Raw genomic sequence first — 12,406 nt, 5'->3', positions numbered from 1 at the left:
GTAACACCCGCTTCGTTTCTACTATACCATCCCTTGTATATAGTGTAAATCTATTCCATCTGGAAAGAGAGAGTAAAATTGCGGAAGTGAAGTAAGTTCACGTAAATTACAAAATTGGAAAGCTTGTTGGGCGCAAATCAGCTTATATTAACGCAGCATGACCGGCAGCCCGATAAACAGAAACACAATAAGCACGATAACTCCGCTAATTCTGGTCATTAACAGGTATGTGTCGCTGGGTTCGGACTCCCCTTTGACCATCCAGCCATAGCGTAAATGCCAGCCGAGCGCCGGGAAGAAAATATTAAGCAGGGCAATAACTATAAATAGAATGGCGAACAAGACCATGGGATCAGCTCCTTTTTATAGAAGTACGTTTGGGAGTTGAGGAAGGTTACGGTAAAATTCAAGGTTCGGGCGCTTGCAGAGCTTCATTATATGTAGAAGGAGTATTCCTATGAACGTTATGCTAATGCTGGCAGGTTCTATTATATATCCGACGCTGATATACAAGCTTCTCCGGGTCATTCATACGTCTCAAGCTGTTCGGTTGTACTGGATACTACTCCCCTTATGTCTGGTGATTAGTGTTTCGGGTCCGTTTTTGTATGAATATGCTCAAGGCACGACGATTCAATTATCTCTGGAAGCGATGATCGACTACTCGATCAAAACGGGCTTCTTTAGCTTTCTGTTGGTTCCCTCATTGGTGGCGAGTATGCTTTGGACGATTTACGGTTATCTGGACATAAGCCGGTTGTCGGCTACGATCATGGCTGCTGTGGTTGTGTTAGGTATGGCAGGAATGCTGGGGTCAGGCAGTTTAATCAGCCAGCTGATGTATGAGCCGGAGATTGACTGGGAACAGATAGCAGCAGATGATATCGCCAGTGCGGCGATGTGGATCTACAGTGGTGCAGCGGACGTGGATAACCGGTATATCGAGTTAAATCAGCAGGAGATGGACCAGCTCCGTTCTATGTTTAATTCGGTGCCGGAGAGCAAGATTACTGAGGTTCCCTATGCGGAACGTGATTTGGCTGCGGATATCGTCTTCCTCATGAAATCCAATGAGCATCTATCCATTCGGATGAAATATCGTGATGGGAATATCTTTGTTGAGATTACGAACAAGCGGAGTCAAAAAGAATACTCAATCCAATCGGCGGGGCTTGTGCGGTTTTTTGAGGAGAGGCTGGGGGAGTAGTTTGGCTGCCGCCATTGTTGAACGTTAAAAAGTCGATCTTCCGTAAAACCGGGAAGGTCGACTTTTTTATTTGCGGAGATATAAATGCTGTGTGTATCCGTGGTCACAAGGGGCCAGCGGCTTCTTTGACATGTTCATTTTCTGTCTATAAACAACAGAAAAACCCTTATAAAATAAGGGTTTCATGGGTGTTACAGTATAGGACGGATGGGGTTCGAACCCATGACCCCTACCCTGTCAAGATAGTGCTCTCCCGCTGAGCTACCGTCCTGCAACGAAATTTATAATATCACAGAATGTGAGGTGATGGCAAGGTTTTTTTATTTTACTGTCTCGAAGGGCGGTTCTTGAGACGGTGATATCATCAAACATACGTTCCTGCGTCTAGGAGAAATATCATTTCCAGATACAACCATTACATCTATTCTGTAATCAATCTACAGGTTCGGGGAGGAAAAGGTATATGCCGGTGATCTTTAATGAAGACAATCTTTCCTATAAAGTGAGACAATCTCCTGTTCCCGAGTTTTCCTGGCACACGACGGAGAAACTGGCGGACTCCCAGCATCTGATCTTTCACTTCCGTTCGCTGGACCCGGGCAAATACTCGTATCCGTACCACTTCCACCGCAATGCCGAGGAGATGTTCGTCATTATGGCAGGGAAGGCCTTGCTGCGGACGCCGGAGGGGCTGCAGGAGGTGAAAGCGGGGGATACAATCTTTTTTGAAACGGGTCCGAGCGGGGCGCATCAACTGTTCAACCCTACGGATCAGCCTTGTACATACCTGGACTTGCGGACGAACAACGGGCTTGATGTCGCGGAGTATCCCGATTCCGGCAAGATCAATATTCTGCCCTACGAAGAGCTGTATCAGGCGGAGGACCGGGTCGATTATTATCTGGGCGAAAACGGGACCGCTGATCTTTGGAAACGGCTGCTGGCCGAGTGGAATGAGCGGTAGCAGCATGCAGAGCATCTGCACCCCAGCATAGCCGCAGAGTCCCGACACACATATTAAGGAGGTAACTGGATTATGAAAGTGAATACTTATGAATCAGGCATAGATGAAAAGCAGTTGATGTATGTGGTGATCTTCGTGAAGCAGGGCGAAGATTGGGTGCTGGCCCGTCACAGAGAGCGGAGCACCTGGGAATTTGCCGGCGGTCATATCGAAGTTGGAGAGACGGCGGCGCAGGCAGCGGCTAGAGAATTGTATGAAGAGACCGGAGCCGGGCAGTATGTGCTGTATCCGGTATGTGTGTATTCTGTGGAACGGGAAGATATTCCGCTGAATTACGGCAAGCTTTTTTATGCAGAGGTACAGGACTTTGGAACGCTGCCGGGCTATGAAATGGCAGAGATCCGCAGGTTCTCCGAACTGCCTGAAGCACTGACCTACCCACTGATTTATCCGGTGCTGCACGCTAAAGTCACGGAGTTTCTGGCAGCAGAGCGGCAAAGCGTACTGCCCACCCACGAATAAGTGCATGGACTGCGTTGCCGCCGCCTCGGTGCAAATCGGTATTCACATATTTCGGGTAAGCATTAACATTGCTGAGCGCTTCTAATGCTTGCCGGTAGAGCTGTTCGTTCGTGGCTTCTGCAACGGGCAGTCTGCCTGCAATCAACTGGTAGGCGTTCGGAGCGGGACCGACTCGAAGCTTGGGTTGAAGCGCACTCAGGGCATCGCATGGGATATAAGCAAAAGGGTATGTGTTGATTTTCGCCAGATCACTCTGTATTGTTCAAATACATTTCAAGGGGCAGCATGCCCTCCCCGGAGAATGCTTCTTCTTGCAGAAACAGCTTCAATTAACATCGTCGTAAGAAGACTGGAGATCATTCACCGGCAGCGGCAGAATCAGATCGTTAGTGTGTCTGCTCCTTCAGCCTGGCTGTCTCTTCAGCGATCCGCTCCGGGTCAATCCGTTCAAACAGCAGCTTAGGCTCTTCGATATATGTCCCCGCCTTTACAGCAACAGGCTGCCAGACAGGTGCCTCTAGTGAAAGAAACTTCCGGATATCCGCGCAGGAGAAAGGTACGAATGGATTCAGCAGCTGGGCGAGATTGGCGATAATCTGAATGCAGTTATACAAAGTGTGGCCACAGGCAGCAGGGTCTTCCTTGATCTGCAGCCAGGGTTTGCGTTCGTCAAAATATTTGTTCGCCTTACGGATGTAGCTGAACACCAGCTCCAGTGCGTCTTTGAAACGCCCGGCTTCTATACGCTGTCCGGTTTCTGCATACAGCGTCTTGAGCGCGTCGCTCCATTCCGGTTCAAGCGTACCTTCCGGAACCGTTTCTGCAAAGGCTTTGCGGGCAAAGACCAGCGTCCGGTTCACCAAATTTCCGAAAGCACCGAGCAGTTCACCGTTATGGCTGTGAATAAATTCCCGCCAGGAGAAATCGGTATCCCGCTTCTCGGGTCCATTCGCCACCAGAAAATAACGTACGGAATCCGGCTGATAGCGGCTGAGAATATCCGGCAGCCATACCGCCCAGTCGCGGCTGGTGGAGAATTTCTGGCCTTCCAGCGTCATGTACTCGCAGGCGAGCAGCCGGTCGGGAAGATGTAAGCCGCCCGCTCCCAGCAGGATGCCTGGCCAAACCAGGCTGTGGAAAGGCACATTGTCTTTGCCGTGTACATAATAAGCGGTGATTTCCGAGCTAGGGTCTGCGGCTGTGCCGGGATCGACCCAGAAATCCTCCCAGCGCCCTCCGGTCCGGGCGGCCCATTCCTTGCTGGCGGACAGGTAGCCGCTGACCGCTTCGATCCAGACGTAGATTTTTTTGTCCTCAAAGCCCGGGACCGGCACATCGACACCCCAATCGAGGTCACGGGTTGCCGCCCGGTCCTGCAGGCCCTCCTCCAGATAGCGGCGGGTCATCCGCAGCGCGTTCTCCCGCCAGCCTTCGGCAGCGTCCACAGCTTCCGTTAACCGCTCCTGAAAGCCGGATAGCGAGAAGTAGAGATGCTTCGCCGGCCGCAGCACCGGCTCTGTACCGCAGAGCTTGCAGGTGCGCGAGAGCAGGTCTATGGGGTCGAGCAGGGTGGAGCAATAATCACACTGGTCCCCGCGTGCCTGTGCGCCGCAGACCGGACATACGCCTTCCACGTAGCGGTCCGGCAGGAAACGGCGGTCCTGTTCACAATAACACTGCAGCACGGTTCGTTCATACAGGTGGCCGTTGTCCTGCAGCTGCCGGAACAATTCCTGCACGGCCTTATGATGCTCCGGCTGATCGGTTCTGGTATACAGATCATACGTGAAGCCCAGGCGTGCGAAGTTGTCCGCGAACTCCCGGTGGTAACGGCCGGCAAATTCGCCGGGAGCTACACCTTCCTTGGCTGCCTGCACGGCAACAGGCGTTCCATGGCAGTCGCTGCCGGATACATAGAGCACCCGGTCACCTTTGGCGCGGTGATAACGGGCGAGAATATCACCGGGCAGGATGCTGGCTACTCTGCCCAGATGCAGGGAGCCGTTGGCGTAGGGCCAGGCCCCGCCGATAAAAATGTTAGTCATTCTTGTCTTCCTCCTCGAATTCGGAATGCTTGCAGGGGGTACTTACAGACGACAAAAAGGCTCCCGTCCCCTTAAAGGGACGAGAGCCTTCAGCCCGCGTGTTACCACCCAACTTCATGAACACCTCGCGGTATTCATCTCTTCAGGTACGCCGGGCAAGCCGGTTATACCCTAGCACGGTAACGGGTGCATACCGGTGCAGCCTACGACCCGGATAAGGATTTCGGTGCACAGCTCGGAGACCATATTCCCCTGGATTCTCTTTGCCCCTTCTCAGCAACCGGAGCTCTCTGTGTAAGATTGGCCAAGGTACTCTTTCTCTTCATAGCTTGTTGGCGGTTTCAATTACTGGTTATCTTACTGGAAGATACAGGAATGCGTCAAGCGAAAATATTACGCGCTGCATAGCTCATGATTTAAAGCGGCTACGGTTAGACCCTGCTTAAACCGTTAATGCTGCTAGAGTACAGTCAGATGATTTCGACAGGAGGTTTGAACATGCGCAGAAATTGGGCTGCCGGAATCGCAGGGTTTCTGCTGCTTCTGGCTACGGCGGGATGCTCGGCGGGAGAAATGGCACCGCGCGAAACGGAAGCATACCAGACAAGAACGCTTGAGAGCTGGCCGGGTGATCGGGGGGGAGCTTTGGCTCCGGTGATGCGGGACGTATATGACCGCTCGATTCCCGCCGAGGTTTATTCGGCGGATTAGCGGCTGCAGACTAGGGGCGGTGCTGAGCCGCCCTATACAGCAGGGGTATTTTTCTGTATAATAGGTCAACTATCGCCTGGATAGTATACAGAGAGGAGACCGGAGACTATGGCCGCGGAAATTGTACATGTAACTTCAGATGAGCAGCTTCAGCTGGGGCTGAATATCCGCAAGGAAGTATTTGTTGAAGAGCAGAAAGTGCCGGCGGAAGAAGAGATTGATGATTATGATGTCGTCGGCGCGAATGCCCATCATATTCTGATTATGGATGACGGACAGGCTGTCGCCACCGGCAGGCTGATCTATTATAAAGCGGGAACCGCCAAGATGCAGCGGATCGCTGTGCTGAAGGAATACCGCAGCAAGGGCTACGGACGCATTCTGCTGCTGGCAATGGAGGAGCTGGCCCGCGAACTGGGTCTGGCTTCATCGGTGCTGGATGCCCAGTGTCAGGCCCAGGACTTCTATCTGAGACTTGGATATGAGGTGATCTCCAGTGAGCCCTTCTATGATGCTGGAATCCTGCATGTCCGTATGCAAAAGGCGCTGTCTTAGCCGGGTTACATATTCCTTCCATATGGGGGCAGACTAATCCCTGGCCGGATTATGGCCAAGTCCCGGTATGAAGGAGCGGATACAAAGATGGAAGATCAGCGTGAACGATTTGTGGCTGCAGAACGTGGCGGCGACGGAGATCTTACCCGGTTCAAGACTTCTTCCGGCCGCGTGCTGGAGTACCAGCAGGCGCTGGAGGAGGTCAAGGCCGGCACGATTGCCGGTGTCAATGTGTTTAAAGGTAAAGACGGTGAGATGTATATCCGCAGCGACGCGGACGGTGACCCGAGCAACAATCTTTCGCAGTTGCCGACATTCTAATATGGGGTAATCCCGGGCCGGACAGGCGTATTTTACGCTGTTGTCCGGCTTATTTGCGTCTGCTGAATCGGCGGCCTGGCCGCAAGATGAATATATAGTCGTATTTTTGTAACCCAAATGAAATTTCTTCCGTCCGCCAGCGCAACTTGTAATAGGATTGGTAGTATATATTAACAGCATGAATTATCTGGAGGGTTCAAGGGTATGCGATGGAGAAAAGTTGCTCTGTGCGTAGTGGCATTTTCCCTGATGGGAAGCTCATTTATGTTCGCGGATGCGGTCAGTCAGAAAATTAGAGTGTGGAGCAACGGGAAGGAGATCGCCGACGGCGGATACGTCATTGACGGCAAGACGTATATCCCGGCCCGTGAAGCGGGCGGTATCGTCAGCTGGGACGGCTCGGGCAAAGTGACGATTATTAAACCCAATGTGCATATGGTGCTGTTTAAAGGTGACAATGTGTTCGGCAACGTGAATACCGGCAAGCTGAAGATCAAGGTTCTGGCCCAAGTAGACAGTCTGAATGATGAGGTTGCGGCCGTGAAGATTGCCATCGCAGACCCTTCCGGCAATGTGAAGGATATCCAGTCCCAGGAGCTTGGCAGCTCCAAGAAAGAAGATTTCTGGTTCTCGACTTCGGAATTCACCTATGATTTTAAGGATACGGGGAAATACCGGGTGGGATTTTATATCAAAGCTACCAAGAATTCGGATTATGTACTTGTGTCGGAGAAGGTAATCACCGCGCTTCAATAAGCTGGCGAAGTGAGTCTCAAATTGACCTGCCTTGTCTTACGTGTTACCATACCAAATGTAGGATAATTCACTTTAAAGCGAGGTATTTCAATGAGCGATCACAAACATGAGCATGGGCATGACCATGATGCATGCGGCTGCGGACATGATCACGACCATGAGCACGAGGAGTTTGTGCTGACCTTGACGAACGAGCAGGGCGAAGATGTAGAAATGGTGCTGGTTGAAACGTTCGACGTAGGCGAGAAATTGTACGCCCTTCTGCTGGAACGCGACAACCCTGAAGCAGACGGCATCATTCTGCGCATGGAAGAAGAAGATGAAGAAATGGTGCTGTACAACATTGAAGATGAAGCTGAATGGAAAGCTGTCGAAGAAGCTTACAACGAGCTGCTTGCCCAGCAGGAATAGATTTCAATGAGGAGCGGTCCTGTGCTTCGCTTAGGCGAAGGACGGGGCCGTTTTGTTTTTGAGGTGAGGGCATCGTCTGTGCTAAGGAGCGTGTTTCGGGAGATTTGAATCGGGTTCCGGATGAAAAAGAAAGCCAAGCTGCTCCGGGCAGGAGTGTGCTTGGCTTAGAAGATCCGTGTATTTTAGTAAATGGGCTCGGCTTCCACTACAACTTTGATAAAGTCGATGCTGCGGTCCTCGGGACCTTTTACCGGAAGGCCGATTTCTACGTGGTCCCTGATATAATCGATGTTATCCTGGGTAATAACTTCTCCGGGCAGCAGAATCGGGATACCCGGCGGATAGACATAGATGAATTCCGCGATAATGTATCCGGCGGATTCACGGAATGGCACGACCTGCGTATCGGCATAGAAAGCATCACGCGGCGTAAGGGCCAGCTGCGGAATCTCCGGGACCTGCACCTTGAGCTCGTAAATCTCGCCTTTGCTGTAATGAATGGCCGACAGCACACGCATGGCGTTAATCAGCTTATCCACGGACTCGCGGGTATCTCCCGGCGTAATCAGGCAAAGAATGTTATACATATCGCTGAGTTCAACTTCGATGTTATACTTCTGACGCAGCCAGTTCTCGGTTTCGTACCCGGTAATGCCCAGGTGCCGGACATGGATGTTCAGCTTCGTCGGGTCCAGGTTAAACGTGGCCTCGGTGCCGAGAATTTCTTTGCCGAAGCTGTACAGGCCGTCAATGTTGTTGATCGCGTCGCGCGCGTAGTTGGACAGGGCAATGGTGCGCTCCGCCATTTCATGGCCATTCAAGGCCAGATTGCGTCTGGATGTATCCAGGGACGCGAGCAGAATATATGATGTGGATGTTGTGGTCAGCATACTGAGCATCGTCTGGACCCGCTGCGGGTTGACCAGTCCGGTCTTTGCGTTGACATTCAGCACCGAGCTTTGCGTCATGGAGCCGCCCAGCTTGTGTACACTGGTTGCCGCCATATCCGCGCCGGCCTGCATCGCCGATACCGGAAGATCCTCGTGAAAATGAATCAATACACCATGTGCCTCGTCTACCAGAACCGGAACTCCGTAGCTATGGGCCAGATCAACAATCGAACGCAGGTCGGCGCATACGCCGAAATACGTCGGATTGATCACCAGAACACCCTTAGCATCCGGATGGCGCCTGAGCGCCTTCTCCAGCGAGCTGGTGGTAATGCCGTGGTCTATCCCAAGATTCTCGTCCTGTACAGGAGAGACAAATATAGGCTTGGCTCCGGAGAAAATGATCGCCGACATCACCGATTTGTGGATGTTGCGCGGCACGATGATTTTATCTCCTTCCGAGCAGACAGAGAGGATCATAGTCATGATGGCATTGCTCGTGCCCTGTACGCTGAAGAACGTATAGTCGGCACCGAAAGCCTTCGCGGCCAGCTGCTGAGACTCCTTGATGACGCCCGTAGGCTGATGGAGATCGTCAAGCGGCGCGATGTTGATCAAATCTATGGATAGAGCGTTATCGCCGATAAACTCACGGAATTCGGCATCGGTTCCTAACCCCTTCTTATGCCCGGGAATGTGAAATTGCACAGGGTTTCCTGCGGCATGCTGCTTAAGAGCGGTGAAGAGGGGGGTGCAATTTTGATCCATTTAATGCTGTCACAACCTTTCGTGAATAGTTATTTTTCAAGCAAGCATCAGTATAACAAAACCAACGACAGAATACTAGGATGTGATAAAAATGGCGCAGAAAGCGCTGCGGCCGGCGCATATCCCGCTGGCATCGCCTTTTATTGTCAAAATGTGTGTTATTATTTTTCTGGTTACCTTCGTCAAAGGCTCGCTTCTTGTCGCCCTTCTGCCGGTTTATATGGAGAACATCCTGGGTCTGTCGGTGACCACGGTGGGTATTGCATTTGCGCTGCAGTATTTGGGCGATAACCTGTTCCGCGGACCTTTCGGCTGGCTGATGGGGAAGATCGGCTACCGCTGGACGATGACAGGAGCACTGCTGCTCGTCACCGGAGCCGTTGCTATGATTATCTATGCGAAAGATGCTCTTTCGTTGACTCTCGCTTGCCTGATTCTCGGAATTGGCACATCGCCGCTGTGGCCTGTGACCATGACGGGCATTTCCGAGCTGGCGGGGGCGAGTGAGGGCGGCGGCAGCGGCGCGGCTATGGGGGCGGTCGAGATGGCTTCCCTGGCGGGAATGGGCATCGGCCCGATCGCCGTCAATTTCCTGATGGACCACGAAGGCTATAGCTACCGCTTGTCCTTCTTCGTATTAATAGTCTGTGCGGCAGTCGTTGCCGTGATTGCGCTGCTGCTGCCTTCGCGGATCGGCGGCCATGCATCGCAGGCGGTGCGGACCCGTGCCGGTGATGGAGCGGCAGCGGATGCCGGTGGTGGAGCTATGGCGGACGCAGGGAAACCCCGCCATCCGCTGCAAAGCCTGCGGGAGACGCTACAAGGCGTGCGGAGCTCGCTGAAGGTCAGCCGGCTGCTGTTTCCGGGGCTATTCCTGCAAGCATTCGCCATAGGGCTGATGACGCCTGTGGTCACACTGTTCGCCCAGGCAGAGCTGCATGTGACGCCGAACCAGTATAGCCTGCTGCTGATTGCGGGGGGCGGCATTACGGTCATTGCCCTGATCCCTGCCGGACGTCTGGTGGACAGGCTCGGCACCTCCGCCTTCCTGAACGTTGGTTTTCTGCTGGCGGCCTGCTCGCTGGCCTTCTTCTCAACCGTCCGCTGGCTGCCGCTGGCCTTTATAGCTGTAGCCCTCGTGGGCGTCAGTTATGCGCTGATTCTGCCGGCGTGGAATGCTTTTGTCGCGCAGCAGGTGCCGAAGGAGGAGCGGGGCACCGTCTGGGGCCTGTTCCTGACGCTGCAGGGCTTCGGCATGGTCGCCGGGCCGGTCATCTCCGGCCGCCTGTGGGATGCGGTCGGCCACAGCGCGCCCTTTCTGGCCAGCGCCAGCGTAATGGTGCTGCTGTTCGGTCTGCATCTCCTGATCGTCCGGCGGACGAAGCAGAAGCAGGCCTAGCATCCTTGCCAGGGGTGGCAAGGACAGGGAAGCGGGAACAACCCGCAGGCTGCCGGAATGATCCGGCGGCCCTGCGGGTTGTCTATGTTGCAGATTGATTTGACAGTGTGTACTCAGCGGTCAATGCCTCTACTGCAGCTGAACGGCCGTGTTACTTGAGCCAATCCTCGTAATGTATACGGATGGAGTCCGCCAAAGCATGGCGTCGCTATGCTAGGTTTTACTAGGGTGTCATCCCGAAGCTTGGCGCTACTATGCTTGTGTCAGAATGACATCCGGTACAGCGGCAGCAGCGTTTCAAACGTCCGCTCAATCACTTCCAGCAGCTTAGCACCGTCCTCCAGCAGCGGGTCGCCGCTGTCGATACGCAGGCCGACGGTGACCTCTGCTTTCTTGACTTCCTTCAGCCTGCGGGCGAGCTCTTCCAGCCTGGCTGCGTCCATATCCGCTTGGGCAGTCCCGTGCGGGTCCAGATGGTCGGTGGACCAGAAATAATCCCCGGGCAGCATCCTGCGAATCTCCTCATTACGCCCATTCAGAGCCTGGGCGAACACCGTCTTGTTCGAGCTTTCGTAAATAATGGCGAACACAATGAACAGATGGCTGTGGAACATGCCCACCTGGAAATGCGGCAGCGCTTTGTAGCCGCGCTTGTTCGGACCCCAGGCGACCCAGGTGTCGTTCGGTGCGTGAACACTGCGGCGGGCATGCTTGGCCACATGGGGGAACATTTCCTCGCCGCACATGGCGGACAGGAATGGAGCGAGTTCATCTCCGAGCTCCGTCAGCTTCGGACGGATACGGGCAATCAGTGCCTCCATCCGCGGCTCAAGGCCCTCAACAGTAAATACGGCAAAGTCATTTTGGTCAAATCCTTGGAAAGTCATAGCTTCTTCTCCTTGTTCTATTAATAGTTTGGCTGATATACAGCGAATATGGCCCGGGCGTTTGGAAACGGCGGAAAGCGGGTAAAAATAGTCAATAAACCAAGTTACCGCTACATAAGATGAAGTATAAAATAGGAGTAAGAAGAACGCAAAGTTTTGCTGAAGCGAGCCGGTCGAGGTCTGCCAGTCTGTTCTACTCTGTGATAAGCCTATGAAGCTGTCTATGCCGTCAGGCAAGGGGGCAAAAGGGGGGAGCGCCGTGAACAAAAACGACGAAGTGGAGTATTGCAATCTGGAGCTGCGGTTTGAAAGGCAGCATATCCAGGATCTGATTAAGGACCTGATCAAGGAAGGCTATTCCCTGTACTGGAGCGAGAATGAAAACGTCTTTCTGATCTCGGTGCGCACCGGACGCAAGCTGGTGAAGCTGCGCTTTCAGCGGATCAAGGACGGCTATAAGCTCGTAGGCGATTATATGATCCGCGACGCCCGGCTGGCCGAGTGGATGGAGAAGCTGATTGGCGATATGCGGGGGCATGCCGTGGTCAAACGGTTCCGCGACCGGCAGATCATTATTGAGAATATTTTATTCGGTGAAGTGATCCGTCTGGTGGAAATCTCCGGTTACCAGCAGCGTGTGCTGTATCAGAAGGGGCCGCTTTTGTCCGATCAGGAACTGACGAAGCTGTTCTATTCTGTGGAGGGCGAAGACCGCATCCGGCAGCGCCGTGTCGAAGTCGACGAGCAGCTTGACCTGATGAATGAGGGGATTCGCGCCGGGGATGCCGCGGCTGTGGAAGCGTGCCATGCGCGGCTGCAATTTTTGAGTAGAGAACTGAATATGCTGGAGTGGTAATCCGGCAGCTCTTGATGGTTAAGGCATCCCCGGCCGGGGATGCCTTATGTTTTGCTTTTGCAGCTTGTGGACAAGGGGTAAAACCGTTAAAATAGTCATTGTGAGCAAATTCCT

At 53.3% G+C, this 12,406-nt stretch carries 14 protein-coding genes, 1 tRNA gene and 1 other annotated feature; of the genes, 10 read left to right on the top strand and 5 right to left on the bottom strand.

From position 1 onward, the window contains the following. Nucleotides 1-147: 147 nt before the first annotated feature. Entirely contained in the window at nucleotides 148-348 is a 201-nt protein-coding gene (locus F1379_RS09095; protein WP_150268680.1) for a DUF6199 family natural product biosynthesis protein, read from the bottom strand. Nucleotides 349-457: 109 nt separating this feature from the next. Here F1379_RS09095 and F1379_RS09090 point away from each other — a divergent pair, with 109 nt between their 5' ends. Further along, on the top strand, nucleotides 458-1,207 hold the full coding sequence (locus F1379_RS09090) for a hypothetical protein (RefSeq protein WP_150268678.1): 750 nt from the start codon (nucleotides 458-460) through the stop codon (nucleotides 1,205-1,207). Between the two features lie 199 nt (nucleotides 1,208-1,406). On the opposite strand, the gene F1379_RS09085 is transcribed toward F1379_RS09090, so the two are convergent. After that, nucleotides 1,407-1,478 (bottom strand) — tRNA-Val (locus F1379_RS09085). A gap of 192 nt (nucleotides 1,479-1,670) precedes the next feature. Here F1379_RS09085 and F1379_RS09080 point away from each other — a divergent pair. Both F1379_RS09080 and F1379_RS09075 read left to right on the top strand, forming a co-directional pair. Further along, a complete protein-coding gene (locus F1379_RS09080) occupies nucleotides 1,671-2,171 on the top strand; it encodes a cupin domain-containing protein (protein WP_150268675.1) in 501 nt (166 codons plus the stop codon). 72 nt (nucleotides 2,172-2,243) lie between these two features. Beyond that, on the top strand, nucleotides 2,244-2,693 hold the full coding sequence (locus F1379_RS09075) for an NUDIX hydrolase (RefSeq protein WP_150268673.1): 450 nt from the start codon (nucleotides 2,244-2,246) through the stop codon (nucleotides 2,691-2,693). A gap of 386 nt (nucleotides 2,694-3,079) precedes the next feature. Here F1379_RS09075 and metG read toward each other — a convergent pair whose 3' ends face one another. Continuing rightward, a complete protein-coding gene (gene metG, locus F1379_RS09070; protein ID WP_150268671.1) occupies nucleotides 3,080-4,738 on the bottom strand; it encodes a methionine--tRNA ligase in 1,659 nt (552 codons plus the stop codon). 72 nt (nucleotides 4,739-4,810) lie between these two features. Continuing rightward, nucleotides 4,811-5,073, bottom strand: a binding site (T-box leader). Between the two features lie 163 nt (nucleotides 5,074-5,236). On the opposite strand from metG, the gene F1379_RS09065 reads away from it, so the two are divergent. From F1379_RS09065 to F1379_RS09045, 5 genes are all read left to right on the top strand, one after another. Then, nucleotides 5,237-5,449 carry a hypothetical protein gene (locus tag F1379_RS09065; protein WP_150268669.1) on the top strand — a complete coding sequence of 71 codons (213 nt, stop codon included), beginning with the start codon at nucleotides 5,237-5,239 and terminating at the stop codon, nucleotides 5,447-5,449. A gap of 108 nt (nucleotides 5,450-5,557) precedes the next feature. Next, a complete protein-coding gene (locus tag F1379_RS09060; protein ID WP_150268667.1) occupies nucleotides 5,558-6,004 on the top strand; it encodes a GNAT family N-acetyltransferase in 447 nt (148 codons plus the stop codon). Between the two features lie 87 nt (nucleotides 6,005-6,091). Further along, nucleotides 6,092-6,325 (top strand): DUF3892 domain-containing protein, encoded by a 234-nt coding sequence (locus tag F1379_RS09055; protein ID WP_150268665.1) that lies wholly within the window; start codon nucleotides 6,092-6,094, stop codon nucleotides 6,323-6,325. Between the two features lie 204 nt (nucleotides 6,326-6,529). Then, nucleotides 6,530-7,081, top strand: a complete 552-nt coding sequence (locus F1379_RS09050) for a copper amine oxidase (RefSeq protein WP_150268663.1) — start codon at nucleotides 6,530-6,532, stop codon at nucleotides 7,079-7,081. Between the two features lie 90 nt (nucleotides 7,082-7,171). Continuing rightward, a complete protein-coding gene (locus F1379_RS09045; RefSeq protein WP_150268661.1) occupies nucleotides 7,172-7,492 on the top strand; it encodes a DUF1292 domain-containing protein in 321 nt (106 codons plus the stop codon). A 182-nt stretch (nucleotides 7,493-7,674) separates the two neighbouring features. Here F1379_RS09045 and F1379_RS09040 read toward each other — a convergent pair whose 3' ends face one another. Then, nucleotides 7,675-9,150 carry an aminotransferase class I/II-fold pyridoxal phosphate-dependent enzyme gene (locus F1379_RS09040; protein ID WP_150268659.1) on the bottom strand — a complete coding sequence of 492 codons (1,476 nt, stop codon included), beginning with the start codon at nucleotides 9,148-9,150 and terminating at the stop codon, nucleotides 7,675-7,677. Nucleotides 9,151-9,241: 91 nt separating this feature from the next. Between F1379_RS09040 and F1379_RS09035 the strand changes: the two genes are divergently transcribed. Then, on the top strand, nucleotides 9,242-10,549 hold the full coding sequence (locus F1379_RS09035; protein WP_150268657.1) for an MFS transporter: 1,308 nt from the start codon (nucleotides 9,242-9,244) through the stop codon (nucleotides 10,547-10,549). Between the two features lie 263 nt (nucleotides 10,550-10,812). On the opposite strand, the gene F1379_RS09030 is transcribed toward F1379_RS09035, so the two are convergent. After that, complete coding sequence (locus tag F1379_RS09030) at nucleotides 10,813-11,436, bottom strand: DUF1054 domain-containing protein (protein WP_150268654.1); 624 nt, start codon at nucleotides 11,434-11,436, stop codon at nucleotides 10,813-10,815. 259 nt (nucleotides 11,437-11,695) lie between these two features. On the opposite strand from F1379_RS09030, the gene F1379_RS09025 reads away from it, so the two are divergent. Next, complete coding sequence (locus F1379_RS09025; protein WP_150268652.1) at nucleotides 11,696-12,292, top strand: hypothetical protein; 597 nt, start codon at nucleotides 11,696-11,698, stop codon at nucleotides 12,290-12,292. Nucleotides 12,293-12,406 lie beyond the last annotated feature (114 nt).

Source organism: Paenibacillus tepidiphilus, from assembly GCF_008635795.1.
In the GTDB taxonomy this organism is placed as follows: Bacteria; Bacillota; Bacilli; order Paenibacillales; family Paenibacillaceae; genus Paenibacillus_AQ; species Paenibacillus_AQ tepidiphilus.
The sequence above is the reverse complement of the archived record's forward strand: the minus strand, read 5'-3'. Positions and strand labels throughout refer to the sequence as shown.